Genomic DNA, 25,658 nt, shown 5'->3' on the forward strand with positions numbered 1-25,658 from the left:
GATCAAAGCGTGAGGATGGTGCAGCCCGTGGTCTTGCGCGCTTCCAGCGTGCGATGCGCCTCGGCCACATCGGCCAGTGCAAAACGCTGGTCGATACGGATCTTGACCTTGCCGCTGGTGACCATTTCAAACAGCTCGTCCGCCATCTCCTGCGTGGACTCCCGCGTCGTGATGTGGGTAAACAGCGTCTGGCGTGTCACATACAGCGAGCCTTTGGGGCCGAGGATGCCGGGCGAGAACGGCGCGACCGGACCGGACGCATTGCCAAAGCTCGCCATCAGGCCGAACGGGCTCAGGCAGTCGAGCGAGCGGTCAAAGGTGTCCTTGCCGACGGAGTCGTAAACCACCTTGACGCCCTTGCCGCCGGTGATTTCTTTCACGCGCGCCACAAAATCTTCTTTGGCATAGTTGATGACGTGCGCCGCACCGTGCGCTTTGGCCAGGGCGCATTTTTCATCGGAGCCGGCCGTGCCTATCAGCTGCAGGCCCAACGCATGGGCCCACTGGCAGGCAATCAGGCCGACACCGCCGGCCGCCGCATGAAACAGCACATGGTCGCCGGCTTTTAATCCGCCCTGCGGCAGGGTGCGGCGCAGCAGGTACTGGGCGGTCAGACCCTTGAGCATCATGGCCGCACCGGTCTCGAACGAAATCGCATCCGGCAGCCTGCACACACATTTGGCCGGCATCACACGCACTTCACAGTAGCTGCCCGGCGGCTGGCTGGCATAGGCCGCGCGGTCGCCCACCTTGAGGTGCGTGACACCCGCGCCTACGGCCTCGATCACGCCTGATGCTTCCATGCCGAGCTGCAGCGGCATGGGCAGCTGGTACAGGCCGCTGCGCTGGTAAACGTCGATGAAGTTCAGGCCCACAGCCTTGTGGCGGATGCGGATCTCGCCCGGGCCGGGCTCACCCACGGTGACGTCAACCAGTTTGATTTCTTCGGGGCCACCGTGCTGGTCGATGCGGACGGCGAGGGTCATGGCTAGTTTCCTTTGGATGGTGGTCAAAAAATCTGAACCACATCCTGCCATACATCGCACAAATCCGCCCCGGCGGAAACCGCCAGGGTGTGAACGCCACCCGTACTCAAGAGCATCCAGAAGATGCCTCAATGCTGTTTTTAGGTGAAAACCCTTATCTTCTTTTTGTTCCTCTGAATGGTACAGTATTCCTCTCAACGGTACGATCCGATTAGAAATTTGCTTTTTCATCCATCTGCGGAGACTTCTCATGATCAACAAACTTGTCAAAAAATACCTCGTGGGCGCATGCGTGCTGGCGCTGGCGGGGACCGCCTCGCTGGCAGGCGCCCAGTCCTTCCCGAACAAGCCGGTCAAATTGATCGTTCCCTATCCGGCAGGCGCGCCGGTGGACAACTTTGCACGCGGCCTGAGCGAGGCGCTCACCGGTTTGTGGGGGCAGCAGGTGGTCATTGACAACCGTCCAGGCGCCAACGAAATCATCGCCGCCACGGTCGTGGCCAAAGCCCCGGCCGACGGCTACACGCTGCTGCTGGGATCAGATGCGGCGTTTACCCACAACGCGTTTCTCTATACCAAGATGCCCTACGACGCGGACAGGGACCTGGCTCCCATCACCCGGGCTGTTTACTTCAACATGGTGCTGATCACCAAAGGCGGCCTGAATACCCCAACGCTCAAGGACTTCGTGAGCCTGATGAAAAAAGAGGGCTCCAAACACAGCTACGGCTCGGCCGGCAGCGGAGGCACCACACACCAGGCCATGGAAAGCCTGAAACAGGAAGCCGGGTTTGAGATGGTCCACGTGCCCTACAAGGGCATCGCGCCGGCCATACAGGACATGCTGGGCGGCAACATCGACGCCATGGTTGCGGGCGCCACCGCCGCCATTCCCCACCTGCAGGGCGGCAAGGTCAAGGTGCTGGCCATCGCCGGCAGCAAACGCGCCAAGGCATTGCCGGATGTGCCCACCTTTGCAGAGTCCGGCTACCCCAACGTCGTGGCCAACCTCTACCTGGCACTGGCTGCCCCCGCCGGGACACCTCCAGCACTCGTGAGCAAGATCACGGCAGACGTGCAGAAAGTGCTGAAAACAAGGACTTCCTGGACCGCTTTGTGGACCCCTACGGCTATGAGCCCATAGGCGACACAAGCCAGCAATTCGAAGCCTTCCTGAAACAGGACAAGCAAATCTCCGGCAAGCGCATCAAGGCGCTGGGCATCAAGCTGGACTGAGGCAACACCCGGCCCGCATGCATGCCTGAAGGCCGGAATCACTTATTCATACCAACAAGGAACATTTCATGACCCAGATGTTTGACTGGAACAAGCTGCCCCGCGAATTTGTGCGTGAGGGCATTGAGCGCTGCGGGTTCCGCGGCGAAGACGTGATCATGGTGATGAACTGGATAGAACCCAAAATCCAGGTACGCCCGCACCAGCATGATTTCGAGCAGATCGCCATCTGCGTGCAGGGGCGCATGAACTACCACGTGGGCGACCAGGTGTTCGAGATGACGCCAGGCTGCATGGTCCGCGTGCCGCCCCACACCCTTCACTATGTCGAGCCGATTGGCGACGAGGTCGCGCTCAACCTCGACGTGTTCGCCCCCATACGCGATGACTACAAGCACCTGGTCGAATACCAGGCGGCCGAATTTTCCGACAACACCAAAGCCTGAAGAAAGAACCGACCATGACTACCGCCAACCCCACCGCATGGCGCACCACCGACCCCGGCCTGCCCGACCGCCTGCTTGAGGGCGCCATCGACCTGCATTGCCACAGCGGCCCATCGGTCATGCCGCGCTACTTTGACCACTACGATGCCATGCACGAGGCCTCTTCCGTCGGCATGCGGGCCCTGCTCATCAAGGACCACTACTACTCGGCCACACCCGTGACCGAAATGCTCAATAAAAAGTTTTCCCACCTGAAAGTGACGCTGCTGTCGGGCGTGCCGCTGAACAACACCACCGGCGGGCTCAACCTGTATGCCGTGGAGCACGGCATCAAGCTCGGGGCAAAACTGGTCTGGATGCCCACCTTCTCGTCCAAAAACCATCTGGACCACCACAAAAAGGACGAGCACTTCAAGGACAAGTTCCCGCAGACCAAAAAGGTCATGACCGAGCCCACACCGCTGACCGTCACCGACGAGGCCGGGAAACTCCTGCCGGAAGTCCTGCCCATCCTGGACATGATTGCGGAAAGCGACATCGTCCTGTCTTCGGGGCACCTGCATATCAGCGAGATCTGGCCCCTGTTCGAGGAAGCCAAACGCCGCGGCGTCAAGCGCCTCCTGTGCAACCACCCGACCTATGTTGTGGATGCCTCGCTCGAGGACATCCGGCAACTGGTGGGCATGGGCGCCTATATGGAACACTCCATGTGCATGTTTGTGCCCGGTTCCAAATTCAAGTTCTACGACCCGCCGGAGTTGCAGGCCATGATCACGGCTGGTTCGATAGACCGCACAATCCTGGGGTCCGACCTGGGGCAGATCGGCAACCCGCGGCTCATAGACGGCTTTAAAAATGTCATCGAAACCTGCCTGGACCTGGGCTACAGCGAAGTGGACGTGCGAAAAATGGTGTCTACTAACGCAGCTCAACTTATTGGACTGGAATAAATGCCATTGACGAGGAAGGACACCGCCGTGCCAACGGAAAGCGCAAACTCGCTCGACTCCGTCGCGGTGGTGGCCCAACTGCTGGATGAACTGGCTGCCGCACCGGCCCCCATGGGGGTCAGTGAGATAGCCCGTGCCCTGAACCAGTCCAAGGCGCGGATTCACCGCAACCTCGTCTCCCTCAAGAATTTCGGGCTGATTGACCAGGACCAGGCAACCGAAAAATACCGCCTGGGCTGGAAGCTGTTCCAGCTTGGCGAACGCGCCGGCGTGCAGTCCAACATCCGTGCGCTGGCCGCCCCCTACCTCAAGCTCCTGTGCGAAACCACCGGGCAGAGTTCGCTGCTGTCGATTCCGCTCAACGGCGAGGCCCTGGTCATCGCCGCCGTGGACAACGACAGCAATGTCAGCATCACCGTCAAGCCCGGCAACCGCCCGCTCCCCCACTGCTCGGCCCAGGGCCGCATCGCCCTGGCCTATGCAACGGACACGCAACGGGAACGGCTGCTGGGCGGCACCCTGGCCGCGCCGACACCCCATTCGCTGGTGGATACCCACGCGATTGGCCTGCGCCTGCAAAAAATCCATGAACAGCTGCTGGAAGACGCCCCCAACGAGGCGCTGACAGGCATCAACGTGGTTGCCGCACCCATCCTGCGCAGCGAAAAAGACCTGATAGGAATTGTCGCCATCGTGGGCTCCATACAGAATATCCCGCATTCACCGGCCGGCGCCATGGCCGACATGGTCCGCGGCTGCGCAGCGGCGCTCTCAACACTGTTTGGATGCGATGCCTATGAGCAGCGCGGCATCGCCATCCCGCCCGAAGTTCGCCGCCTGATGTCCGGCGGGAAATAATTCCATTTCCAAACCATCCCTGTCGTTGCTGTCTCGCCTTGTCGTGCTGCAGCACGGCCTGCGGCTCAACGCCTGGAGATGAATGATTTACAAATGGAATAAGGGCTCGTGCCGCGTCTACTCCGACCAACCAGAGTCGTAAACACATTCAGTTAACTCGACACCAACTCCATGTCAAGGCAGAAACATACACTCGTGACCTGAAGCACTTCAGACGGGAGTTTTGAATGTCCGCTTCGGAGCAAGGCGTACAGCCGGTACGAGCCCAAAGCAGACATTGTCCTGCACGGCTCACGTAGCTTTCTTCCAGTCTGTCCACTTTCGCGCGTGATCTCACGATACATAAACACTGAGGCAGCAAACCCATGTGCGACCGCATTGAGAGAACTCCTGAATGATGCACCGTGTTTCCTGGACAGTTAAACCACAGCAGCGCTGAACGACTCGGGCCGCCGCGCAAGCAGATGAGACAGCCGTTGAAGACCCGCCTGCAAGCGTCCACGGTTCTTGATGCTGCCCAAAGATATCCGAATGGCATTCACGGATTCGCTGCTGGTTGCGCCAGTCGCGAATGCCTCCGCCGGCGTGACTGCTATGCCGGAGCTAGCGGCTGCACGCGCAAGCTGTGAGGGGTTCCAATACCCCGGCAACTCGAGCCATACATGCAGGCCGTCTCCAACGCCGCTGTACCGCCCCGCCAGAATATCCCTGGCCATCCGGTGGCGCAGGCGCGCCTCCTTGCGTACGCCTTCCATCAATCCGTCGGCCGAACCGTCGAAGATCCACTGCGTGGCCAGCGCGGCCGTCAGAGGCGCGACCATCAGCGCAAATGATCTGAGCGCGACCAGGAAACGTTCGCGTTCGTGCGGGTCACGTATGAGCACGAAGGCGACACGCAAGCCGGGCGTCAGGCATTTCGACAGGGTTGAGATGTAGTACACCTGTTCTGGGGCAAACGTGGCAATAGGTGGTGGCGGTGCATCGGCAAGCAGCCAGTAGGGATCATCCTCGACGATGCGTACATTGCAGCGCTTCGCGATGCTGGCGAGCTCCTTGCGCCTGCGTTCTGGAATGGTGATGGCGGTCGGGTTCTGTAATGTCGGATTGAGGTAGACCAGCCCAGGCTTGTGCTGGCGGCACGCTTGGCTTAGCATCTCAGGCACCATCCCGTGCTTGTCCGCTTCCACCGCAATGATGCGCCGGCCGAATTGGGTCGCTGCGGTACGCAGGCCGGGATAACTTGCTGGCTCTGCCAGGATCACATCGCCAGGCTCCGTCAACACAAGGATCAATGCGGCGATCGCCGCTTGCGCACCCGGACAGACAACAACCTGCCCTGAATCCAGATATCCAAACATCGGCGCCAGCCATTTGGCTCCAGCCTTGCGGTCAGAGTCGCTTCCCCCACCCAAGTGGTAAGTCATCAGCAAGTGAGCATCTGCCCTCATCAATACTTGAGACAAACCTTGTTTCAACATGTCGTCGAAGTCCACGCCATCCGGCGGTGGTGGGGTATTCATGCTCAGATCGAGGATAGCGGTCAATTCGATTTTTGGCGCCGCAACATAAGTGCCTCGAGCGCCGCGTCCCTCCAACAAGTGGCGGCGTCTGGCTTCGTCGTATGCGCGCGTGACCGTCGTCAGGTCGACGTCCAGCTGGGCTGCCAACTGGCGCTGCGGAGGTAAACGGTCACCCGGGGTCAAAGATCCGTCTGCCACCGCCGCCTGCAAGGCATCTGCAATCTGCAAAAAGCGTGGTCCGCCCTGCGCGGTCAATCGCGGCAACCAGATTGGCAATCTGTCATCTTGCATGGTTTTCAACGGCGACGTTTTGTCTCAATGTATGGAAATTGCTTTTAAGTAGTATGTCCCAGAACGTGCAGCAACACCATCCTTGTATGGCAGTCGCTGACGTTTTCGCCTCTCTCATCTGGGAAGAAGTGCTCCCCACGATAGACAGTGTCAAGTCATAGGCTGGAAATTCTCAAAATGTTCGATTGGATCCCCATAGTCTTCGGTACGTTCAAGGCTCTCGCGCTCGGCACGTGCATGTTCTTCGCCATCAAGTGGCATTACGACCAAGGGAAGAAGGGGACAGACAAGCGCGCGGTGCTACGCGCGGGCGGCAAGGTGGCTGCCGTCTTCATGCTAGTGCTCCTGGGCCTGGGGCTCTTCACCTTCGCCCTTGCCAGGATGCTCGGTTTGGACTTGAGCTTCCCATGATGGCAAAGAATGGTCGGCCGATATCCAGTCATGCGACGAGCCTTGAATGCGTCGGACGACCATAACTTGTAACTTCATCGAAGATGGCAATCTGCCTCGCGTCGCTGTTGCAGGCTACCTTTGACTCCAGGCATTCGGGGAAACCATTTGCTTCAGATGACGAGGCTGACGCCATGGATTTCGAACAGAAACCTTGGCGTGGGTAGATGCCCGCTTTTTGGCCGACTGTAGCCTACACCGCGTCAAAGCCCATACGGCCTGCGCACTTCGATACTGCTCACCGGCGTACCTTTTCCTTGCGTTATGGCTTTCGTCAATCCACTGGGCGACGAATTTTCAAACCTGTTCCATCTCGTCATCACGAGACGCGGGCACCCGGTCAGTCGCTGGGCGCAACCCGGAGGTGTACATATACTTCCGGAGCACAATCCGGAGCTGATATGACCTTACCGCGTTTTATGGCGTGCCTATGCGGCACCGTTAGCATCACACTGAATGGCGAACCTCAGGCAAAAGCGAACTGCCATTGTGGGACTTGTCGCGATTTTTATGGAACGCCAATGCTGTCGGCAACTGCGTGGCTGGCTGAGCAAGTCGAGGTCACTCGCGGCAGCGTGTCGACATATTCGCACCCGACCAAAAAACTCTCACGAGCATTCTGCTCCGCTTGCGGTGAAACGGTGTTCGGCACGAACCGACTCGGCATGCGCGTTGTTCCCAACGGCATCGTCGCCCGAGCCTCAGAGCAGGAATTGCCCGAAGAAATGCAGCCGACGATGCATCTCTTCTATCGGCATCGGACCATAGACATACAAGACGAACTGCCGAAGTACCTCGACGGGTGGGATGGTCCGGCTTACTAATCTTCGTCGCGTGACGAGTCCTCATGCGTCATTTGTCGATGAACTCGGCAGCGAGTGCACGACATACAGTGCATAAGTGAGAGGCCGATTCCAGCCAGTCACATCATCCATTTCCGCTACCTTGCTGTTGATTGACGCCTTGGCGTCTCGCAAGTTTTTACAATTCTAATTGCTCAGAACAGCGTCAGTTCGATGTGGCATTGCCGCCGGCGCCGCGCAGCAAATCAGCAAAACGCTGGATCACCGGCGTATGGTTGTCGCGCCGCCAGACCAGGTCTATAGGCATGCGTACATTGAGGTCGGGCACACGCAGCAGCCGCACGCCCGGCGGCAGCCGCTGCTGGGCGCTGGCGGGCATCACGCTGCAGCCAAGCCCCGCCGCCACCAGCCCCAGCACGGTGTAGTGCGTTGTGCCTTCCTGCACAATGCGCGGGGAAAACCCCTGCTGGTGGAAATGGTGGATCATCACGTCATGCAGGCGTGGCGACTGGTCGCGCCTGAACAAAATAAAGTCCTCGCCATTGAGCTCGGCCAGCCGCCGGGGAGGGCGCTTCGCCAGGCTGGAGGCTTCGTTGACCGCCAGAAAATAATCGTCCGCCAGCCAAGGAAGGCTTTGCAGCGGGCTGCCTGCGTCCAGCACACCGGTATATGCCAGCCCCAGGTCCAGATGGCCATCAAGCACCCGTTCGGTAACGGCGCCCGACAGCATCGCTTCGACCATAAAGGTCACACGCGGGCTGGCATGCCTGTAGGTCTGCAGGGCACGCAACACGTCCGGGTGCCAGGCGTAGATCTCCGAAAACCCCAGGCGCAGGTGGCCAACCTCGCCGCGCGCGGCCAGTTGGGCCCGCGCCGATGCGGCCGTGGCCTCGTCCAGCAGCCGACGGGCACTGGGGTAGTAGGCACGCCCGGCCGCCGTAAGCGTCATGCCGCGCGCATTGCGCTCCATCAGCGGCACGCCGACGTCCTCTTCGAGCAGCCGGATCTGGCGCGACAAGGCGGGTTGCGCAATGTGCAGGACGTCCGCCGCACGCCCCAGGCTGCCGAGATCAGCCACGGTGAGGAAATAGTGCAGTCGGCGTCCGTCCAGGTACATACAAAAATTATATGACTTCGCACTCAATATTGTATTTGTGCGAATGCTGCCTGCTGACTACATTGGCGACAAACCCCTTTTTCTGATTTGCAGCATGAACACCCCTGAATCGCAAACCACGCAACACATTGAGCGCCTCAACTCGCCGGCCTTCAGCCGGCTCGGCCTGCCTTTTTCCGAGATCGTGCGCATGGGCGACACGCTCTACCTGTCGGGACAGATGGGCACCCTGCCCGGCACGCTGACGCTCGCTCCTGGCGGCATGCAGGCCCAGGCGCAGCAGACCATGGAAAACATCAAGTCCACGCTGGAGGCGCACGGATACTCCATGGACCACATCGTCAAATGCACCGTGATGCTGGCCGACATGAAAGACTGGCCGGCTTTCAACGAGATTTACAAACGTTTTTTCACTGCACCCTACCCGGCACGCAGTGCCTTCGGCGCCAACGGGCTGGCCATGGGCGGCCAGCTGGAGATTGACGTGATCGCCAGCGCCCGGCGCTGATAAACCTCAACGAAGAAACCACCATGTCGATTACTTTCACCGATTACCGCGCTTTCGACGCCATGGGCCTGGCAAATGCCGTGCGGCGTGGCGACATCTCGCGCCGCGAAGTGCTGGAGGCTACCCTGGCACGCGTGGCGGCCGTAAACCCGCAGGTCAATGCAGTCACCTATGTTCATGAGGCGGCAGCGAGCGAAGCCAGCGGCGATGCGCAAGCGCCCTTTGCTGGCGTGCCTTACTTCATCAAGGACCTGCATGCGCCGGTGGCGGGCATGCCGCTGGCCCATGGCAGCCGGCTGTTCGCCGGTGATGTGCACGACTTCGACAGTGAAACCGTCGCCCGCCTGCGGCGCGCCGGTTTCGTCATCCTCGGCCGCACCGCGTCCTCCGAGTTCGGCATGAATGCATCAATAGAACCGTCACTGGGCCAGCCCACCCGCAACCCATGGAACCTGGCACACACCGCCGGCGGTTCCAGCGGCGGCGCCGGTGCGGCCGTGGCCAGCGGCATGCTGCCGGCCACCCATGCCACCGACAGCGGCGGCTCCATACGCATACCCGCATCGTGCAACGGCCTGGTCGGCCTGAAGCCCACGCGCGGATTGATCCCGACCGGACCACACCGGGGCGAAGCCTCGCACGGACTGAGCCACGAACACGCGGTGACACGCTCGGTGCGCGATTGCGCCGCCATCCTGGATGTCACCGCGGGCCCCGACACCGGCGCGCCCTACTTCACCGCCAAACCGGCCGAGTCCTACCTGCAGGCCATCGCCCGCCCGCCCGGACGCCTGCGCATTGCCTTCACCACCACGACTTTCGATGGCCGGGCTGTCGATGCCGAATGCCGCACCGCCGTGGAAAACACCGTGCGCCTGCTGCAGGACCTGGGGCATGAGGTCGAAGAACGCCGGCCCGAATTTGATGGTGCCGCATTGGGCGCCGCCTGCGGCACCTTGCTGCTCACCGGGCTGGCAGCCCTTGTCGACGCACGTGAGACCCAGCTGGGCCGCAGTGCGCGGCCAGACGAGATGGATGCCGTGGTCCATGCTGCCATCGCCATGGGTCGCAAGGTCAGCGGTGTGCAATATGCCTCGCGTTTTGCCGTGATCAACCGCGAGGTCAGGCGCATTGGCCGCTTCTTCGAAAGCGCAGATGTATTCATCACGCCGACCATGGCCAAACCCCCGGTCGCCATCGGCCAGCTGTCAATGCAGACGCTGACCATGGAGCAGTTCCAGCAAGCAATGGCCGCGTTCTGCCCATTCACGGGCGCCTTCAACGCGACCGGCCAGCCCGCCATGAGCCTGCCGCTGCACTGGACTGCCGCCGGCCTGCCGGTAGGCGTGCAGTTTGTCGGCCGTTTTGGCGAGGATGCGCGCCTGCTGCAACTGGCTGCCCAGCTGGAACAGGCCGCACCGTGGTTCAAGCGCACGGCATCGTTGTAACGCCATCCTTCACCCGATTCCTTTTCTTTCCCACCTGTCATCAACCATCACTCAAAGGTTCGCCATGCAAAACCGTCGCTTCCTGTCCCTTGCCCTGCTCCCCATGGCACTCGCCCTTGCCGGCCTCGCACAGGCCCAGGTTCCCAAAGACCGCGGTGCGGTCAAGCTGGTGGTCGGCTTCCCGGCCGGCGGCTCGGCCGACGTGCTGGCGCGCATCATGGCCGACAAGCTCAAGGAAGAACTGGGTGTGCCCGTGGTTGTCGACAACCGCGCTGGCGCAGGTGGCCAGATCGCCGCTGACTATGTCAAAGGCCAGCCCGGAGACGGACTGACGATCCTGCTGGGCACCTCGCACATGATGGTCATGGCACCCCTTACCGTGAAATCCATCCGCTACCAGGCAGCCAGGGATTTCAAGCCGGTTGCGCGTATTGCCAGTTTCTATGAATCGATTGCCGTGCCCGCCAGCTCACCGGGCAACACCCTTGCCCAGTGGCTGGAAGCCGCACGCAAGGACCAGAAACACGCCAGCTATGGCGTGCCCGCGCCCGGAAGCCTGCCGCAATTCATTGGTTACCAGCTGGGTACCGTGTCCAAGACGGCATTGCTGGCCGTGCCTTACAAAGGCTCTGCACCGCTGGCGCAGGACCTGGTGGGCGGTCAGCTCGCCGCCGGCGTGCTGCCTATCGCCGACATGGTGCAGTACCACGGCACGCGCGTGAAAATCCTGGCCGTCAACGGAACCCGTCGTGCCGACCAACTGCCGAATGTGCCAACGCTCAAGGAACTGGGTTACCCCCAGTTCGACGACCTCGAATGGACCGGCTTTTTTGTACCGGCATCCACCTCCCGTGCCACGGTGCAGCAATTGCAGGCCGTGACAGCCAAGGTCGTGGCGCTCAAGGAAGTGCGCGAAGCCCTGCAGAAAATGGGCACGGAAGCCGATTTCGCATCGGCAGAGGTGCTTGAAAAACGCATTGCCGACGACGTCGCCATGTGGGGCCCGGTGGTCAAGGCTTCCGGCTTTTCGTCAGACTAAAACTGATAGCCGGAACCCGGCGCGCGCAACAGGCGCGTGCCGGGCACCAGGGCTACATCAGTCACAGCCCATGGTCATCCATGACCAGCAGGCCATACCCCGTCAACATGGGTGAATAGCTGTATTGCAGGACCCGCGTCACTTGTGGAGACAAGGCCCCGCGCATGGCCAGCCACATGATGACCTCCACGCTTTCAACACCGCCCCGGACCATCAGTTCCTTGAGGGTGATTCGGCTCAGTTCGCCCGGCTCATCCACCAGCCGGTTCATGAACTCCACGTCCCAGTCAGGGTTGAGGTGGCCAAAACGCTGGCCGCTGAGTTGATGCGATAGCCCGCCGGTGCCCATGACCACAACACGAAGGTCGGAAGGGAAAGATGCAACCGCCCGCCGTATCGCCTGCCCCAGCTTGAAACAGCGCGCGGGCGTCGGCAGCGGGGCCTGGATGACATTGATTTCAACCGGGATGATGGGCGCCGGCCAGCGCGCATCGGTCAGCAGCGGCAATGGCGACAGGATGCCATGGTCAATCTCTATCTCCTGGCAGATCGTGAGGTCAAACTCATCCGAAACAAGTGACTCTGCAAGATGGATTGCCAGTTGCGGATGCCCGGGCAGCGCAGGAAAAGGCCGGCGCCCCCAGCCTTCATCCGCGATGGGGTGCTGGTCCCCAATGCCAAGGGCAAAAGTCGGGTAGGCATCAAAAAAGAAACGGTTCAGGTGATCGTTATAAAAAGCGATGATGACGTCAGGCCTGGCTTCGGCCAGCCATTGTTTAGCCTGGCCGTAGGTATCAAACACAGGTTTCCAGTCCGGGTCCGATTGTTTGCCGTGATCGTAGGCGTAGGCCAGGGAGGGTGCATGCGAGGTGCCGATGCCGCCAATAATTTTTGCCATGTCTGTCTCAAGCCTTTCCGCGATTCAATGGCCGCGTTGCCAAAAAATCAGCAACTGATTCGTCCCGCAATACAGCGCCCTCCTGGATCAGCGTGACACCAACGGTACCAGCCAGTTTCACAAGGGCGTACTGGTTCGCACCCGCCTCCTGAAGTCCAAACCAGTCCCGGCGCCTGACCAGCGCCTGCTGCGATTCGCTCAGGCCCATGCCTCTCATGTATCCCGCTTCGTCGGCAACGAACGCTGCCCGGTTGGCCGCGTCCCGCATGGAGCGGCAAAGCTGGTTAAGCAGGTAACCCCGCTGCGAAGCCTCCAGTCCGAACAACAACGAAGCCGGGTATGCCAGCGGGTCTGCGGGAGGGTCTTTTGAGTTCATGGTTTTGCCGTTGTAAATGATGCCGAGGTTTATCTCTCTTGTATCGCCTATAGAAATAGCATATCATTTAAAGAAACAAAATTTCACAAAATCCAGCGAGCACGAAGAAGTATTGCCTGGGCTCATGCAAGTCGCTCGAGAAGATACAGACGGATGGATGCCATGTTATTTCGGGACATCAGGCAAGACCCCAACAACTAAATCAAACAGGTAGACAACAGCCATGAAAAAAATTCGCTTTCTCCCATGCCTGGCCATAGCGGCTCTTGCAGTACCCGCAGTGCTTTCCACGCAAGCGCACGCAAAAGACTATCCCGTCAAGCCGGTAAAAATAGTGGTTCCATTTGCCGCAGGCGGTGGTGCCGACCAGCTCGCAAGGCTGATTGCGCTGCACTGGCAAACCACCTTGGGCACGCCCGTCATTGTTGATAACAAAACGGGTGGCAACACCGTCATTGCCGCCGAGTATGTGGCCCGGGCCGAGCCCGACGGCTATACGCTGCTGCTCACCACGGGCTCTACCATGGCGGTTACCCCAAGCCTGTACGCCCGCCTTCCCTACGATGCACAAAAATCCTTCACACCGGTTGGCCAGGTCTCCCAGGTACCATTTTTCCTGACGGTTCCCGCCAGCGGCGGGATCACCAGCGTCGCCGATCTGATTGCCAAAGCAAAGGCAAAGCCGGGGGCCATAAGCTATGCATCAGCCGGAAGCGGAACGACCGGGCATCTCGCATTTGAATTGCTGGGCCGGACGGCGGGGTTTGAAGCCATTCACGTACCGTACAAATCTTACGCGGCGGCGATTCCGGACCTGGTCACGGCGCGTGTCTCTGCGCTCATCGCCGACATACCGGTCATCGGCAGCCAGCTCAAGTCCGGACAATTGCGTGCGCTTGCCACGACGGGCAAGAACAGGTCGCCATTCCTGCCACAGGTCCCGACCCTGGCCGAATCGGGAGTCGCGGGATTTGACATGTCGGTGTGGTTCGGCGTTTTTGCACCGGCTGGAACACCGCCTCAGGTAGTCGCCCGGCTTAATGCCGAACTGCAGAACTTCCTGAACTCAAACACGGGCAAGGAAAAATTCAACGCCATTGGTCACAACCCTGCACCATCCACGCCAGAAGCGCTGAGTACCCTGGTCAAAACCGAAGCTGAAAAATGGGGCAAGGTCATACGCGACGCAGGCATCAAGCCCGACTGAAACACCGGCTGTTGCGGGCACCTGCCAGCGCTTGCCCGAATCATGCTTTTCTGATGCCTGCGCGCAGCAGGCCGGATAAAAAGTCTGCCGGCAAGGCGCACTGCCCAACCAACCGGGCAATGCACCGCAACCTGCGATGCAGGTCTTACTCGGCAGTGGCTCCCGATGACTTGATGATGGCCGCCCAACGCGGGATTTCCAGCTTCAGCCGTTCCGTCACACGACTTGCACTGCCGCCTTCAGGTTCTGCGCCGACCACGGACAGGCGCGCCCGCACAGCGGTTGTTTGCAGCGCCTTGTTCAGGGCCGTATTGAGTTTCTCGACAATTTCAGGAGGCGTGCCGCGTGGGGCCATCAGCGATATCCACGAGCTCACGTCGAAGTCGCGATAGCCGAGCTCCTTGAGCGTCGGTGTGTCCGGCAGCAGGCTTGAGCGTTTTGGCGTCGTCACGGCCAGGGCCCGCAATTTCCCCGTATTGATCAGCGGCGAGGCCGTCGGCACGATATCCATCATCACGTCCAGCCGCCCGGCCATGAGTTCGGTCAATGCCGGCGCACTGCCCCTGAATGGAACGTGAAGCCATTTGATCCTGGCCTTCTCCTGGAAATACTCACCCATCAGGTGATTGATGCTGCCGCTCCCGGCCGACCCCATGTTCAGCGGTTGCGGCGCTGCCTTGGAGATGGCAACAAGCTCATTGACGGTTTTGGCCTTGACTGCCGGGTTGACGACCAGCACCCCGGGCGTGCTCGCATACCAGATGACCGGCTCGAAGCGGGCGATCGGGTCGAAGTTGCGGCTTTTATACAGGGACGGGCTCATGGACAGGGGGCCTGCAGCACCGATGGCCAGCGTGTAGCCATCCGGCGCTGCACTCGCTACCTGTTCCAGTGCAAGCAGGCCGCCGGCACCTGGCTTGTTTTCGACCACAAAAGCCTGGTTCAGGGATTCATTCAGGGCAACAGCGATCTGCCTGCCGATCAGGTCGACGGCGCCACCTGCGGCAAAAGGCACGATCAGGCGCACAGCCTTGGTCGGGTAGGCAGAAGCGGCTGCGGTTTGCGCAGTGGCCGTGCCGGCAAGAAAGCCAAGACAAAGAACACCTGCAAGCGCGGTGAAGGGTAATTTTTTTCTCATGAGATCTCCAGATTTTCGAGTGGTATGAGGGACTTCACGCCGCTTGCCCGGTGTGTTCGTGCAACACGGCATTTAAGATATTTTATTCTTTTCAAAAGAACCGAATTTCTTTTAAAGAAACAATATACTTTTCCTGTTGGCACTTTTTTTGATTTGGCGTATTTTTTGCAGCACCCGGGCCTTGGCTATAGTGAAGACATGCCCCTGCAAACAGGCATCGCAAAACGCCTGCCGATTGATAAAAACCTGATCAACCCGGCATTTCAGTGCCCGCAACAAAAACCAATCCAGCCATGACCAAGTTGTCCCCCTCAAACGACCGGCGAAAGAAAGCTGTGCCTGCGGCACCAGGTGCACCGACCGGCCCGGTGATCCTCGAGTCCGTAGGCATCGTCTTTGACATTCTGGACAAGCTCAGCCAGGCACGCCGCCCCATGGGCGTGACGGAACTGGCGCAGATGATGAACCAGCCCAAACCACGCATCTACCGGCACCTGGCATCCATGCGGCAAATCGGCGCCGTCGAGCAGGAACCGCTCAGCGAGAAGTACCGCCTGGGTGCCAGGCTGGTGGCTTACGGCACCGCCGCCAACAACCAGTTCGACCTGCGTGCCCTGGCCGACCCTTACCTTACCCGCCTGCGCGATACAACCGGTGAGACCGCCCTGCTGTCGGTGGCCGCGCAGGAGTCGGCGCTGGTTGTCGCGGCGGTCGAGTCAAACAACCCCGTCTGCATCTCCGTCAAACCCGGCAACCGGGTCTCCATCCACAGCTCGGCGCAAGGGCGCATCGTGCTGGCCTGGTGCGATGAAGCGACGCAGCGCAAGCTCCTCAAGCGCAAGCTTGAGCGCTTTACGGACAAATCCATCGTCGACCCCATCCAGGTACAAAAGCGCCTGGTGAAAATCCGAGAGCGGCTCTACGAAGACGCGAACGGTGAAGTGTTCGACGGCGTGAATGTACTGGCTGCACCGATATTTTCGGCAGGCAACGAGTTGGTGGGGATCATCGGGATCATAGGCGCGACGCGCAACATTCCTTCGCCGCCACCAGCCGCGCTGCTGCAGGCTGTACAGGGCGCCGCCGCAGAGTTAAGCGCCCGCCTCAACAGCGACATGTATGCCAGGGTTGAGGGCAAACGCAGCACTCGCTGAACCGCATTCCGCTCATCGGCGAAAGCCCATTGCCGGAAAACTTTCCGGCCCACACCACCCTCATGGAAACAGGAAAACATGGCCAATTTGCAAACCACCATCGGCAGCATCACACTGAAAAACCCCGTTATCTGCGGATCGGGTGAACACACAATGACCGCAGCAGGCATACGCGCCGCCATCGCCAGCGGCGCAGGTGCGGTGGTGGCCAAATCAACCAACGAATCGCAGGCCGCAAAAACCCAGCTCGACAAAACCGACTACCGCCTGCTTGGCAAGGACTGGCAAGCCTTGCCATGGGACTTCAATGCACCTGGCGACGCCAGCATTTTTTGCCGCTCCGGCCTGGTGCAACAGGCCTTTGAGCCCTGGATGCGGCAGTTGCTGGCACTGGACCAGGAAGCGGCTGCGGTCGGCAGCTACGTTATTCCCAGCCTGATCCTGAGTGGCCTCGACCAGTGCGTGGCCTATGCGCAAGCGATTGAGGCCATGGGCTTTCGCATTCTTGAGGTCAACATAGGCGCACCGCACGGCGACGAGGCAGCCAAGGGCGCCATCGTGCTTGAACGCGACGCGAGCCGCATCGAAACCATTGTCAGCCGGCTGCGCGCCGCGACCCGCCTGCCCCTGTGGATCAAACTGACGGGCCAGAGCGAAGACCCCGCAGCCCTGGCCGCCGCGGCACAACGCAGCGGTGCGGACAGCGTGGTGCTGATGGGGCGCTTCATGGGTTTCATGCCGGACCTGGAAACCGAAGCCCCACTGCTCGGCACTTCGGCCGCGCTGGGCGGTGGCTGGGCCCTTCCCCTGACGGCGCGTTGCATCGCCCTGGCGCGAAAGCGCGTGGGCCGGGATTACCCGCTGCTGGCCACCAACGGTGCACGCAGCGGGCTGGATGTTGCGCGCTTCCTGCTTTCGGGCGCGGCAGCAACGGAAATCACCTCGCTGGTATTGATGCAGGGTTACGGTGCGCTCAGCGGCTGCATCGCCGAGCTTGACGCCTACCTGGACCGCCGCGGCAAGTCAGCCGGCGAACTGCTGGGCGCCTCCGCAGATCGCCTGCAGAGTTATGCAGAGCAATCCGACCGTCCCGAGTACTGGCGCGAATTTGCGCCGCCCACCGGCAGCAGGTAAGCCAGACCGGCGGGCACCAACGATGCCCTGAAAGTACCCGAACTAGAAAGTGCCCGAATAGGCACCGCCATCGGCCAGCACGTTCTGCCCCGTCATGTAGGAGGCATGCGTGCTGCACAGGAAAGCGCAAATTGCACCGAACTCCTCGGATGTGCCGAAGCGCCGGGCGGGAATGGTTTTGCGGCGCGCGTCCATCACCACATCCAGCGCCTGTCCGCTTTTCTGGGCGGCACCGCTCATGGTGACCTTCAGCCGATCAGTCTCAAAGGAGCCCGGCAACAGGTTGTTGATGGTCACGCCCTGGCCGGCAAGTTTGCTGCGCGACACGCCTGCGACAAACCCGGTCAGGCCGCTGCGTGCGCCGTTGGACAAACCCAGGATATCGATAGGCGCCTTGACCGCGCTGGAGGTGATGTTGATGATTCGGCCAAAGCCGCGCGCGGCCATGCCGTCCACCGTGGCCTTGATCAGCTCTATGGGGGTCAGCATGTTGGCATCCACCGCCTTGATCCATGCGTCCCGGTCCCAGTCGCGGAAATCACCCGGCGGCGGGCCGCCCGCATTGGTCACCACGATGTCAAAGTCCTTGCGCACGGCGAATACCGCGGCGCGGCCTGCTGGCGTGGTGATATCTGCGGCAACAAATTGCACGCTGGCGGCCGCAGGACGCGCGCCATCAGCTATCAATTTTGCAGCAGCAGCCTCCAGCGCTTCGGCACCACGCGCCACGATGAGTACATTCACGCCTTCGCGCACCAGGGCCTGGGCGCAACCGAAGCCCAGACCTTTGCTGGCGCCACATACCAGCGCCCATTTGCCTGCAATACCCAAATCCATAATAATTCCTTGGTTACACCGATAAGTAGGGGGGAGCGGGCCATGATACTGAGTAAATCGAACCTTCAGGCGGGGCTGGGTATCTGCGCGCTGGTGGTTTTTTGCAGCGCGGCCTTTGCACAAAACGAGGCCGTGCTGATCAAGCGCCCGGCCCAGTTGCGGGACGCACCGGGTGAGTCCTCGCGCAGCGTGGCGCCACTGCCGGTACAAACTGCCGTAACGCGGCTTGGAGAACGGCAGGGGCCGTGGATCAAGGTCCGCATGGCCGACGGCACCCAGGGCTGGGTGCACATGTTTGACATCACTTCTGCCAGCAGCGCACAGGGCAGCAACGCCGGCACCGGGGCATTGCGCAGCATCACCAGCTTCTTCAACAAGGGCAGCACGCAGGCCAACGCCAGTGCATTGCCGACTTCCACCGTGGGTATCCGCGGCCTGGGTGCCGAGGACATCGCCAATGCACAGCCCAATGTGGCGGCCGTCGCACAGCTCGATACCGTAAGGGTTGACGCAACACAGGCGCGCCAGTTTGCGGACAGCGCCCCGCTGTCCAGCAGAACCGTCAGCCCGCTGCCTGTTCCCGTCGCACCAGCGCGCGCCCCAAGCGGCCCGGCCGATGGCGGCAGCAACCAGTTCCAGAGCGGCGGCTAGGAGTGCACGGCATGACTTTTCCACAGATTTGCACGACCCTGGCCCTGCTGGCCTGCCTGGCCCCGGTGGCCGCGCAAAACAATGATGCGGCCAATGCCCTGAACCTGTTCCAGAACCTGCTTCGCGGCGGCCAGCCGGCGCCCGCCGCACCGCAACCGACGACACCTGCCGGACTGGCCGGGGGCCTGCTAAACGGCCTGGTACCCGGCGCCGCTGGCGCGCAGGCCGCCCGTCCCGGCGCACAAGACCTGGTCCAGTTGCTGTCGCAATCGCTGGAGCAGATTGACGAACCCAAAGAGATCCAGATCGGGCGCCAGCTTGCCGCCATGCTGCTGGGCAGCAAGCCGCTGTACCCCGACATGGCCATGCAGCGTTACGTCAACCAGTTGGGCCGATGGATCAGCCTGCAGTCATCCCGCCCTGACCTGCCCTGGACTTTTGCCGTGCTCGACGATCCGGGCTACAACGCCTTTGCAGCGCCCGGTGGTTATGTGTTTGTAACCAGGGGCCTGCTGGACCGTGTGGCGGACGAGTCCGAGCTGGCCGGCATCCTGGCGCACGAGATCACCCATGTCACGGCCAGGCACCACCTGATCGCCATGAACAAGGCGGCGCGCACCGGCCTGCTGACCCAGGTCATCAGCTCGCAACTCAAGAACGACATTGGCGGCATGGTCTCGTCCCAGTTGCTGACCCTGGGGCGCAATATCTACACCAAAGGGCTGGACCAGGACGATGAGCTGGATGCCGACCGCACCGGCGTGGCACTGGCCACACGCGCGGGGTTTGATCCCTACGGCCTGGTGGCCGTGCTGCAGCAGTTGCGCACGGCCGCCCCTGACGATGCGCTGTTTGCCCTGTCACTGAGCACACATCCGCCGGCACAACTGCGGCTGAACCAGCTTGAGCTGGCCATGGGCAACCGGCTCGACGAATATGCCGGCCAGCCGGCCATCACGGTGGCGCAACGGATGAGCAGTCTTGCCGCCGTAAACCGCAGATCCGCAGCACAGGCGCCTACACAAAAGGCCCCACCCGCCAAAAAGAAAAATTAAGGCCTTCAAGGCCAGCAACTGCACGCAATACGTGCAAGCGAAGAGCCACCCCCTCGGGGGCATCCTTCGACAGGCTCAGGACGAACGGATGCAGAAAGTGAAAAGCTTGGACTCCAATTTTCCGCCGGGCCGCCCCAAGGAAAATTAGCTCCCTCGGGGGGGCAGAGAGCTACACGCAGTGAGCGACCGTGGGGGCTATCGCGCCGCGAAGGGCCGCCCCGAGCAAGCGACGGCCCCCTCGGGGGGCAGCGCATTACACGAAGTGAAAAGCGTGGGGGCCTATTTACTAACAGACGCCCGGCTAAACACAAAGATCCCTGCAATCACCAGCGCGGTACCGGCTGCCACCCAGGCCGTGAAGGGCTCACCCAGGAGCACCACGCCCATCAGGATGGTGGACAAGGGTCCCACCATGCCGGTCTGTGCGGCAAGGCTGGCGCCTATGCGCTCAATCGCCATCATCACCATCAGCACGGGGGCTGCGGTGCACAGCGTTGCGTTCAGCACCGAGAGCCAGATCACCTCTGGCGCCACCACGGCAGCACTCAGGGGCCGGAGCAGCACAAACTGCAGCAGGCAGCACAGGCAAGCCACCATCGTCGCAAGCCCGACAAGGCGCAGCGAACCAAGCCGCTTGACCATCTCGCCGCTGTACACAAGGTACACCGCATAACAAATGGCACTGAGGAAAACCAGCAAGGCGCCCAGGGCCGTGTGTGCCCCCTGCAAAGTAATTTCCTGGCCGAACACCAGCACCACGCCGCAATAGCTAATGGCCATGCCCGTCATCTGCCGTGCCGACACCCGCCGCTTGTAAAGCACCAGCCCTAGCAACATGACGATGGTCGGGTTGAGGTACAGGATCAACCGCTCAAGCGAGGCGCTGATGTAGGCCAGCCCGGCAAAGTCCAGGAAGCTGGACAGGTAGTAGCCCGTAAAGCCCAGCAAAAGCACACCCTGCCAATCCTTGCGCGTGAGGGCTGCCTTGCCTCGTCCTGCCCACCAGGCCATCAAGGCAAAAATGGGCAGCGCAAACAGCATGCGGTACATGATGAGCGTGACCGCATCCACGCCGTGGCGGTACGCCAGCTTGACGATGATCGCCTTGCCGCTGAACGCTATCGCGCCCACGGTTGCCAGCAGCAGGCCGGACGCTATGCTTTTCGTAGCTGGTTGCGCACTATTTACGGGGGCCAGAGGCTTATTTGATTCAGAAACAGTGCTCAAACGGGTTCCAGTTGGTGTTTTTTAGAAGCCCACGGCCTGGCCATCGCGCCGCGCATCGCTGGCGGCAACGTAACCTTCAACCTTGGGGTTGCCGGCGCGCCAGATGAACTGGCCTGCACCGAAGTCCTGGTAAGAATCGTTGATGACTTCCATGCGGTGTCCGCGGTCGGCCAGGCCCTGCACAACCGCCTTGTCCATCGAAGCCTCAACGTTGATTTCAAAACCGGCGTTGTAGCGCCAGCGCGGCGCATCGCAGGCAAGCTGCGGGCCCTGGCCGTAGTCGAGCATGCGCACCAGCGTCTGCATGTGACCCTGCGGCTGCATGTTGGCGCCCATCACGCCATAACTCATCACCGGCTGGCCGTCCTTGCTCAGAAAGGCTGGAATGATGGTGTGGAAAGGCCGTTTGCCCGGTGCGACCTGGTTGGCGCCCGGCTGCAGGCTGAAGCCGTATCCGCGGTTCTGCAGGCTGATGCCGAATTCAGGCTCGACACAACCCGACCCAAAGCCCATGTAATTGCTCTGGATAAAACTCACCATCATGCCGTTTTCATCGGCCGCGGTGAGGTAAATGGTGCCGCCCTTGACCGGGTTGCCCGCGCCAAAGTCCTGTGCCTTTTTCATGTCTATGAGTTTGGCACGGGAAGCGAGGTAGGCGTCATCGAGCATTTGCTCGGCTGTCACCTCCATAAACGATGGCTCGGCAACGTATTTGTAGGTATCGGCAAATGCCAGCTTCATGGCCTCGATCTGCAGGTGCTGCGAATCCACGCTGTCAACTGGCAGGCCTGCCACGTCAAACTTGTCCAGGATGCCGAGTGCGATCAGCGCCGAAATGCCCTGCCCGTTGGGCGGGATTTCATGCAGGGTGTAACCACGGTAATCCTTGGCAATGGGCTTGACCCATTCCGGCGTGTAATTCTCAAAGTCTTTGGCCGTGATGCTGCCGCCGTTCTGTGCAGAGAATTTCTCGATGGCATGGGCGATCTCACCGCTGTAATAAGCAGCACCCTTGCTCTGCGCAATCGCGCGCAGGGCTTTGGCGGCTGCCTTGAACTGGAACAGCTCGCCGACATTCGGTGCCCGACCCCAGGGCAGGAAGGACTGCGCAAAGCCCGGCAGGGATTTCAGCTCATTGGTCGCGGCGGCCCATTTCTGCTGGACCACAGGCGGCAACAGATAACCACGCTCGGCAATTTCAATGGCCGGTTCCATCAGGTCGGCAAACGGCAATTTTCCAAAGCGTTCGCTTAAGGCAACCCAGCCGCCAACAGCGCCCGGCACGGTTACAGCATCCATGCCGCGCTTGGGCAGTGTGCTGGCGCCGTCACCGTATTTGCGCCTGAAGTACTCGGGCGTCCAGCTCTGCGGTGCACGGCCGGAGGCATTCAGGCCGTGCAGCTCTTTACCATCCCACAAAATGCAGAACGCATCGCTGCCAAGGCCGTTGCTGACGGGCTCCACGATGGTCATGGCGGCAGCGGCTGCAATCGCCGCGTCTACCGCGTTACCGCCCTTGAGCAGCATGCGCAGGCCGGCCTGCGCGCCCAGCGGATGCGAGGTGGACACAACATTGCGCGCAAACAGCGGCAGGCGGGTGGAGGTGTAGGGGTTGTTGAAGTTGAAATTGAGACTCATGGGAACCTGTCAAAAAATTACCGGGAAAGTGCCATTACTCTGCAGAAATCTTCCGCTCTGAAATGATTTTTTTCCATTTGTTCGTATCGCTTTTCACCATCGCTGCAAACGCCTGCGGTGTGCCGCCGGTAGGCTCTGCGCCCAGGCGCGCAAACCGCTCTTTCACATCGCTGTCGGCGAGTGCCGAGTTCACCGCCTGGTTGACCTTGCCGGCCAGGTCGGCAGGCAGGCCCTTGGGGCCGTATACGCCAAACCAGGTAACGGACTCGAAACCCGGCAAGGTCTCGGCCACCGCCGGCAAGTCGGGCGCCAATGCCGTGCGTTTGAGGCTGGTCACCGCCAGCGCGCGCAGCTTGCCATCCTTGACGTGCGGCATGCCGGTCACAAACGAGTCAAACAGCACATCCAGTTTGCCGCTGATCAGGTCCGGCATGGCCAGCGCAGTGCCGCGGTAGGGTATGTGAAGAATGTAGGTGTCGGACTGGGCCTTGAAGTACTCGCTCGTCAAATGCACGATGGTGCCGTTGCCGCTGGACGCGTAGTTCAGTCGCCCGGGATTTTTCCTGGCGTAGTCAATGAATTGCCGCATCGTTTTGGCTGGCGATGAATTGGGCACCAGCACGATATTCGGCGAGCTGGCAACATAGGCAATCGGCGTGAAGTCGGTTTCCGCGTTGTAGGGAATCTTCGGGTTGATGGCCGGGCCTATGCTGTGTGTGCTGGACGTGGCCAGCAGCAGCGTGTAGCCATCCGCAGCTGCCTTGGACGCAGCATCGGCCCCTATCGTGCCGCCGGCACCGGGTCGGTTGTCGACGATGACAGGCTGCCCGATTTTCTCACCCAGCTTTTGCGACAGTGCCCGCGCCAGGATGTCGGTGGCGCCCCCGGCCGGAAAGGGCACGATCATGCGGATCGGCCTGGATGGGTAGCCCGACGCTGAAACCGCCGAAGCAGTTTGGGAAAAGGCTGGACCTGCGGCACAGACGGCAACAGATGCCAGGGTGGAGAAAATAATATGTCTACGTTTCATAAGGCCATTGTGCAACGATTCCCGAGGCACGGGAAAGAGCGGAACTAGCCGGGGCGCTGGCGGAGAACAACAAAGAAAAAAGGCACCCGGAGGTGCCTTTTCAGGAGGTTTGCAGCAGGAGACCCGCTCCTTGCCTGCACGGGCCTTAGTCTTCGACGAAGGCCTCTTCCCGTTTGTTCTTGACCGATGGCAGAAGAACAATGACCAGCAACAACAGGGCCGCCGCCAGCAAACCTGCGGACAGTGGGCGGGTCACAAACACGCTCCAGTCACCACGCGACAGCAGCAGGGCACGGCGCAGGTTTTCTTCCATCATGGGGCCCAGGATAAACCCAAGCAGCAAAGGCGCCGGCTCGCAACCCAGCTTGACAAACAGGTAACCGATGATGCCGAAGCCACCCACGGTCCAGATGTCAAAAGTGTTGTTGTTTGTGGAGTACACACCGATCGCACAGAACAGCACGATAGACGGGAACAGGTAGCGGTAAGGCACGGTCAGCAGCTTGATCCACATGCCGATGAGCGGCAGGTTCAGGATAATCAGCATCGCATTGCCAATCCACATGGATGCAATCAGGCCCCAGAACAGTTCAGGGTTGCTGGTCATCACCTGGGGACCAGGCTGGATGTTGTGAATCGTCATGGCACCGACCATCAGCGCCATCACAGCATTGGGTGGAATACCCAAGGTCAGCAAGGGAATGAAGGAAGTCTGTGCGCCGGCATTGTTGGCCGACTCAGGCGATGCAACACCGCGGATATTGCCCTGGCCGAATGGAACTTCGCCCGGTTTCATCTTGATTTTCTTCTCAAGCGCGTAAGCGGCAAAAGCAGCCAGCAAGGCACCGCCGCCAGGCAGGATACCGAGTGCAGAACCGAGGAAAGTACCGCGCAGCACGGCCGGTGCCATGTTCTTGAAGTCTTCCTTGGTGGGCATCAGGCCCGTCACCTTGGCCGTGAAGACCTCGCGCTCATGTTCTGGCTGGGCCAGATTGCTGATGATTTCACCGTAACCGAACACACCCATGGCGATCACCACGAAGCCAATGCCGTCAGTCAGTTCAGGAATGTCAAAGCTGAAGCGTGCGACACCCGAGTTCACGTCGGTGCCGACCAGGCCCAGTAACAGGCCCAGCACGATCATGGCAATTGCCTTGAGCAGCGAACCAGAAGCCAGCACCACAGCGCCGATCAGGCCCAGCACCATCAGGGCGAAATATTCAGCAGGGCCGAACTTGAAAGCCAGCTCGGTCAAAGGTGGCGCAAAAGCCGCCAGAATCAGCGTGCCCACGCAACCGGCAAAGAACGACCCCAGGCCGGCAGCGGCCAGTGCAGGCCCTGCCCGCCCTTTGCGCGCCATCTGGTAGCCGTCAATACAGGTCACCACCGATGAGGACTCACCAGGCAGGTTGACCAGAATTGCGGTGGTCGAACCGCCGTACTGTGCGCCGTAATAAATACCGGCCAGCATGATCAGTGCCGACACGGGCGGCAGCGCATAGGTGGCAGGCAGCAGCATGGCAATGGTGGCCACAGGGCCAATGCCAGGCAAAACCCCGATCAGCGTACCCAGCAGGCAGCCGACAAATGCGTAGACCAGGTTGATGGGCGTGAACGCAACGCCAAAACCCAGCGAGAGATGTTGAATCAATTCCATTTTT

The 25,658-nt window shown here is 60.8% G+C and carries 26 protein-coding genes; 15 read left to right on the plus strand and 11 right to left on the minus strand.

Annotation, left to right across the window (positions count from 1 at the left end; genetic code table 11):
• Positions 1-2: 2 nt before the first annotated feature.
• A complete protein-coding gene (locus ACFQND_RS25645) occupies positions 3-986 on the minus strand; it encodes a quinone oxidoreductase family protein (RefSeq protein ID WP_371435120.1) in 984 nt (327 codons plus the stop codon).
• Positions 987-1,236: 250 nt separating this feature from the next.
• Between ACFQND_RS25645 and ACFQND_RS25650 the strand changes: the two genes are divergently transcribed.
• The 4 genes from ACFQND_RS25650 to ACFQND_RS25665 all read left to right on the plus strand — a co-directional run bounded on the left by ACFQND_RS25650 (position 1,237) and on the right by ACFQND_RS25665 (position 4,476).
• Positions 1,237-2,130: a Bug family tripartite tricarboxylate transporter substrate binding protein gene (locus ACFQND_RS25650; protein WP_371435121.1), complete on the plus strand. Its 894-nt coding sequence runs from the start codon at positions 1,237-1,239 to the stop codon at positions 2,128-2,130.
• 160 nt (positions 2,131-2,290) lie between these two features.
• On the plus strand, positions 2,291-2,668 hold the full coding sequence (locus ACFQND_RS25655) for a cupin domain-containing protein (RefSeq protein ID WP_371435122.1): 378 nt from the start codon (positions 2,291-2,293) through the stop codon (positions 2,666-2,668).
• A gap of 14 nt (positions 2,669-2,682) precedes the next feature.
• On the plus strand, positions 2,683-3,618 hold the full coding sequence (locus ACFQND_RS25660; protein WP_371435123.1) for a DUF6282 family protein: 936 nt from the start codon (positions 2,683-2,685) through the stop codon (positions 3,616-3,618).
• A gap of 27 nt (positions 3,619-3,645) precedes the next feature.
• Positions 3,646-4,476: an IclR family transcriptional regulator gene (locus ACFQND_RS25665; RefSeq protein ID WP_371435124.1), complete on the plus strand. Its 831-nt coding sequence runs from the start codon at positions 3,646-3,648 to the stop codon at positions 4,474-4,476.
• Positions 4,477-4,895: 419 nt separating this feature from the next.
• Here the strand turns inward: ACFQND_RS25665 and ACFQND_RS25670 are convergent, their stop codons facing one another.
• Positions 4,896-6,287, minus strand: coding sequence for an aminotransferase-like domain-containing protein (locus tag ACFQND_RS25670; RefSeq protein WP_371435125.1), 1,392 nt, complete (start codon positions 6,285-6,287; stop codon positions 4,896-4,898).
• A 177-nt stretch (positions 6,288-6,464) separates the two neighbouring features.
• On the opposite strand from ACFQND_RS25670, the gene ACFQND_RS25675 reads away from it, so the two are divergent.
• Entirely contained in the window at positions 6,465-6,698 is a 234-nt protein-coding gene (locus ACFQND_RS25675; RefSeq protein ID WP_371435126.1) for a hypothetical protein, read from the plus strand.
• A 440-nt stretch (positions 6,699-7,138) separates the two neighbouring features.
• Positions 7,139-7,561: a GFA family protein gene (locus tag ACFQND_RS25680; protein ID WP_371435127.1), complete on the plus strand. Its 423-nt coding sequence runs from the start codon at positions 7,139-7,141 to the stop codon at positions 7,559-7,561.
• Positions 7,562-7,745: 184 nt separating this feature from the next.
• Here the strand turns inward: ACFQND_RS25680 and ACFQND_RS25685 are convergent, their stop codons facing one another.
• A complete protein-coding gene (locus tag ACFQND_RS25685; RefSeq protein ID WP_371435128.1) occupies positions 7,746-8,657 on the minus strand; it encodes a LysR family transcriptional regulator in 912 nt (303 codons plus the stop codon).
• A 94-nt stretch (positions 8,658-8,751) separates the two neighbouring features.
• Between ACFQND_RS25685 and ACFQND_RS25690 the strand changes: the two genes are divergently transcribed.
• From ACFQND_RS25690 to ACFQND_RS25700, 3 genes are all read left to right on the plus strand, one after another.
• Positions 8,752-9,165, plus strand: coding sequence for a RidA family protein (locus ACFQND_RS25690; protein ID WP_371435129.1), 414 nt, complete (start codon positions 8,752-8,754; stop codon positions 9,163-9,165).
• 23 nt (positions 9,166-9,188) lie between these two features.
• Positions 9,189-10,613 carry an amidase gene (locus ACFQND_RS25695; protein ID WP_371435130.1) on the plus strand — a complete coding sequence of 475 codons (1,425 nt, stop codon included), beginning with the start codon at positions 9,189-9,191 and terminating at the stop codon, positions 10,611-10,613.
• Positions 10,614-10,677: 64 nt separating this feature from the next.
• The gene (locus ACFQND_RS25700; RefSeq protein WP_371435131.1) at positions 10,678-11,652 is read left to right on the plus strand and encodes a tripartite tricarboxylate transporter substrate-binding protein; all 975 of its coding nucleotides are present in this window, start codon (positions 10,678-10,680) and stop codon (positions 11,650-11,652) included.
• A gap of 61 nt (positions 11,653-11,713) precedes the next feature.
• Here the strand turns inward: ACFQND_RS25700 and ACFQND_RS25705 are convergent, their stop codons facing one another.
• Together ACFQND_RS25705 and ACFQND_RS25710 are read right to left on the minus strand one after the other, a co-directional pair.
• Positions 11,714-12,550 carry a class III extradiol dioxygenase family protein gene (locus tag ACFQND_RS25705; protein ID WP_371435132.1) on the minus strand — a complete coding sequence of 279 codons (837 nt, stop codon included), beginning with the start codon at positions 12,548-12,550 and terminating at the stop codon, positions 11,714-11,716.
• A 7-nt stretch (positions 12,551-12,557) separates the two neighbouring features.
• A complete protein-coding gene (locus ACFQND_RS25710; RefSeq protein WP_371435133.1) occupies positions 12,558-12,926 on the minus strand; it encodes a protocatechuate 3,4-dioxygenase in 369 nt (122 codons plus the stop codon).
• A 223-nt stretch (positions 12,927-13,149) separates the two neighbouring features.
• Between ACFQND_RS25710 and ACFQND_RS25715 the strand changes: the two genes are divergently transcribed.
• Positions 13,150-14,133 carry a Bug family tripartite tricarboxylate transporter substrate binding protein gene (locus tag ACFQND_RS25715; protein ID WP_371435134.1) on the plus strand — a complete coding sequence of 328 codons (984 nt, stop codon included), beginning with the start codon at positions 13,150-13,152 and terminating at the stop codon, positions 14,131-14,133.
• A 145-nt stretch (positions 14,134-14,278) separates the two neighbouring features.
• Here ACFQND_RS25715 and ACFQND_RS25720 read toward each other — a convergent pair whose 3' ends face one another.
• Complete coding sequence (locus ACFQND_RS25720) at positions 14,279-15,271, minus strand: Bug family tripartite tricarboxylate transporter substrate binding protein (protein ID WP_371435135.1); 993 nt, start codon at positions 15,269-15,271, stop codon at positions 14,279-14,281.
• Between the two features lie 24 nt (positions 15,272-15,295).
• Between ACFQND_RS25720 and ACFQND_RS25725 the strand changes: the two genes are divergently transcribed.
• From ACFQND_RS25725 to ACFQND_RS25735, 3 genes are all read left to right on the plus strand, one after another.
• Positions 15,296-15,568, plus strand: a complete 273-nt coding sequence (locus tag ACFQND_RS25725; RefSeq protein ID WP_371435136.1) for a hypothetical protein — start codon at positions 15,296-15,298, stop codon at positions 15,566-15,568.
• A complete protein-coding gene (locus ACFQND_RS25730; protein ID WP_371435137.1) occupies positions 15,565-16,425 on the plus strand; it encodes an IclR family transcriptional regulator in 861 nt (286 codons plus the stop codon). The genes ACFQND_RS25725 and ACFQND_RS25730 overlap by 4 nt, the downstream gene beginning before the upstream one ends.
• 78 nt (positions 16,426-16,503) lie before the next feature.
• Positions 16,504-17,559 carry a hypothetical protein gene (locus ACFQND_RS25735; protein ID WP_371435138.1) on the plus strand — a complete coding sequence of 352 codons (1,056 nt, stop codon included), beginning with the start codon at positions 16,504-16,506 and terminating at the stop codon, positions 17,557-17,559.
• 42 nt (positions 17,560-17,601) lie between these two features.
• Here ACFQND_RS25735 and ACFQND_RS25740 read toward each other — a convergent pair whose 3' ends face one another.
• A complete protein-coding gene (locus ACFQND_RS25740; RefSeq protein WP_371435139.1) occupies positions 17,602-18,396 on the minus strand; it encodes an SDR family oxidoreductase in 795 nt (264 codons plus the stop codon).
• Between the two features lie 42 nt (positions 18,397-18,438).
• Here ACFQND_RS25740 and ACFQND_RS25745 point away from each other — a divergent pair, with 42 nt between their 5' ends.
• Together ACFQND_RS25745 and ACFQND_RS25750 are read left to right on the plus strand one after the other, a co-directional pair.
• A complete protein-coding gene (locus ACFQND_RS25745; RefSeq protein ID WP_371435140.1) occupies positions 18,439-19,047 on the plus strand; it encodes an SH3 domain-containing protein in 609 nt (202 codons plus the stop codon).
• Between the two features lie 11 nt (positions 19,048-19,058).
• On the plus strand, positions 19,059-20,102 hold the full coding sequence (locus ACFQND_RS25750) for a M48 family metalloprotease (RefSeq protein WP_371435141.1): 1,044 nt from the start codon (positions 19,059-19,061) through the stop codon (positions 20,100-20,102).
• Positions 20,103-20,381: 279 nt separating this feature from the next.
• Here the strand turns inward: ACFQND_RS25750 and ACFQND_RS25755 are convergent, their stop codons facing one another.
• The 4 genes from ACFQND_RS25755 to ACFQND_RS25770 form a co-directional block, all read right to left on the minus strand.
• Complete coding sequence (locus tag ACFQND_RS25755) at positions 20,382-21,299, minus strand: DMT family transporter (RefSeq protein ID WP_371435232.1); 918 nt, start codon at positions 21,297-21,299, stop codon at positions 20,382-20,384.
• Positions 21,300-21,350: 51 nt separating this feature from the next.
• Complete coding sequence (ggt, locus tag ACFQND_RS25760) at positions 21,351-22,967, minus strand: gamma-glutamyltransferase (protein WP_371435142.1); 1,617 nt, start codon at positions 22,965-22,967, stop codon at positions 21,351-21,353.
• Positions 22,968-23,001: 34 nt separating this feature from the next.
• A complete protein-coding gene (locus ACFQND_RS25765) occupies positions 23,002-23,997 on the minus strand; it encodes a Bug family tripartite tricarboxylate transporter substrate binding protein (protein WP_371435143.1) in 996 nt (331 codons plus the stop codon).
• 145 nt (positions 23,998-24,142) lie between these two features.
• Positions 24,143-25,654, minus strand: coding sequence for a tripartite tricarboxylate transporter permease (locus ACFQND_RS25770; RefSeq protein ID WP_371435144.1), 1,512 nt, complete (start codon positions 25,652-25,654; stop codon positions 24,143-24,145).
• Between the last annotated feature and the right edge of the window lie 4 nt (positions 25,655-25,658).

The organism is Polaromonas aquatica (genome assembly GCF_042659145.1).
Classification (GTDB): Bacteria; Pseudomonadota; Gammaproteobacteria; order Burkholderiales; family Burkholderiaceae_C; genus Polaromonas; species Polaromonas aquatica.

What these genes read in the sequence shown, in the direction of transcription:
- ACFQND_RS25645 (WP_371435120.1), bottom strand. Translation starts at nt 986, where the DNA reads ATGACCCTCGCCGTCCGCATCGACCAGCACGGTGGCCCCGAAGAAATC.
- ACFQND_RS25650 (WP_371435121.1), top strand. Translation starts at nt 1,237, where the DNA reads ATGATCAACAAACTTGTCAAAAAATACCTCGTGGGCGCATGCGTGCTG.
- ACFQND_RS25655 (WP_371435122.1), top strand. Translation starts at nt 2,291, where the DNA reads ATGACCCAGATGTTTGACTGGAACAAGCTGCCCCGCGAATTTGTGCGT.
- ACFQND_RS25660 (WP_371435123.1), top strand. Translation starts at nt 2,683, where the DNA reads ATGACTACCGCCAACCCCACCGCATGGCGCACCACCGACCCCGGCCTG.
- ACFQND_RS25670 (WP_371435125.1), bottom strand. Translation starts at nt 6,287, where the DNA reads ATGCAAGATGACAGATTGCCAATCTGGTTGCCGCGATTGACCGCGCAG.
- ACFQND_RS25675 (WP_371435126.1), top strand. Translation starts at nt 6,465, where the DNA reads ATGTTCGATTGGATCCCCATAGTCTTCGGTACGTTCAAGGCTCTCGCG.
- ACFQND_RS25680 (WP_371435127.1), top strand. Translation starts at nt 7,139, where the DNA reads ATGACCTTACCGCGTTTTATGGCGTGCCTATGCGGCACCGTTAGCATC.
- ACFQND_RS25685 (WP_371435128.1), bottom strand. Translation starts at nt 8,657, where the DNA reads ATGTACCTGGACGGACGCCGACTGCACTATTTCCTCACCGTGGCTGAT.
- ACFQND_RS25690 (WP_371435129.1), top strand. Translation starts at nt 8,752, where the DNA reads ATGAACACCCCTGAATCGCAAACCACGCAACACATTGAGCGCCTCAAC.
- ACFQND_RS25695 (WP_371435130.1), top strand. Translation starts at nt 9,189, where the DNA reads ATGTCGATTACTTTCACCGATTACCGCGCTTTCGACGCCATGGGCCTG.
- ACFQND_RS25700 (WP_371435131.1), top strand. Translation starts at nt 10,678, where the DNA reads ATGCAAAACCGTCGCTTCCTGTCCCTTGCCCTGCTCCCCATGGCACTC.
- ACFQND_RS25705 (WP_371435132.1), bottom strand. Translation starts at nt 12,550, where the DNA reads ATGGCAAAAATTATTGGCGGCATCGGCACCTCGCATGCACCCTCCCTG.
- ACFQND_RS25710 (WP_371435133.1), bottom strand. Translation starts at nt 12,926, where the DNA reads ATGAACTCAAAAGACCCTCCCGCAGACCCGCTGGCATACCCGGCTTCG.
- ACFQND_RS25715 (WP_371435134.1), top strand. Translation starts at nt 13,150, where the DNA reads ATGAAAAAAATTCGCTTTCTCCCATGCCTGGCCATAGCGGCTCTTGCA.
- ACFQND_RS25720 (WP_371435135.1), bottom strand. Translation starts at nt 15,271, where the DNA reads ATGAGAAAAAAATTACCCTTCACCGCGCTTGCAGGTGTTCTTTGTCTT.
- ACFQND_RS25725 (WP_371435136.1), top strand. Translation starts at nt 15,296, where the DNA reads ATGAGGGACTTCACGCCGCTTGCCCGGTGTGTTCGTGCAACACGGCAT.
- ACFQND_RS25730 (WP_371435137.1), top strand. Translation starts at nt 15,565, where the DNA reads ATGACCAAGTTGTCCCCCTCAAACGACCGGCGAAAGAAAGCTGTGCCT.
- ACFQND_RS25735 (WP_371435138.1), top strand. Translation starts at nt 16,504, where the DNA reads ATGGCCAATTTGCAAACCACCATCGGCAGCATCACACTGAAAAACCCC.
- ACFQND_RS25740 (WP_371435139.1), bottom strand. Translation starts at nt 18,396, where the DNA reads ATGGATTTGGGTATTGCAGGCAAATGGGCGCTGGTATGTGGCGCCAGC.
- ACFQND_RS25745 (WP_371435140.1), top strand. Translation starts at nt 18,439, where the DNA reads ATGATACTGAGTAAATCGAACCTTCAGGCGGGGCTGGGTATCTGCGCG.
- ACFQND_RS25750 (WP_371435141.1), top strand. Translation starts at nt 19,059, where the DNA reads ATGACTTTTCCACAGATTTGCACGACCCTGGCCCTGCTGGCCTGCCTG.
- ggt (WP_371435142.1), bottom strand. Translation starts at nt 22,967, where the DNA reads ATGAGTCTCAATTTCAACTTCAACAACCCCTACACCTCCACCCGCCTG.
- ACFQND_RS25765 (WP_371435143.1), bottom strand. Translation starts at nt 23,997, where the DNA reads ATGAAACGTAGACATATTATTTTCTCCACCCTGGCATCTGTTGCCGTC.
- ACFQND_RS25770 (WP_371435144.1), bottom strand. Translation starts at nt 25,654, where the DNA reads ATGGAATTGATTCAACATCTCTCGCTGGGTTTTGGCGTTGCGTTCACG.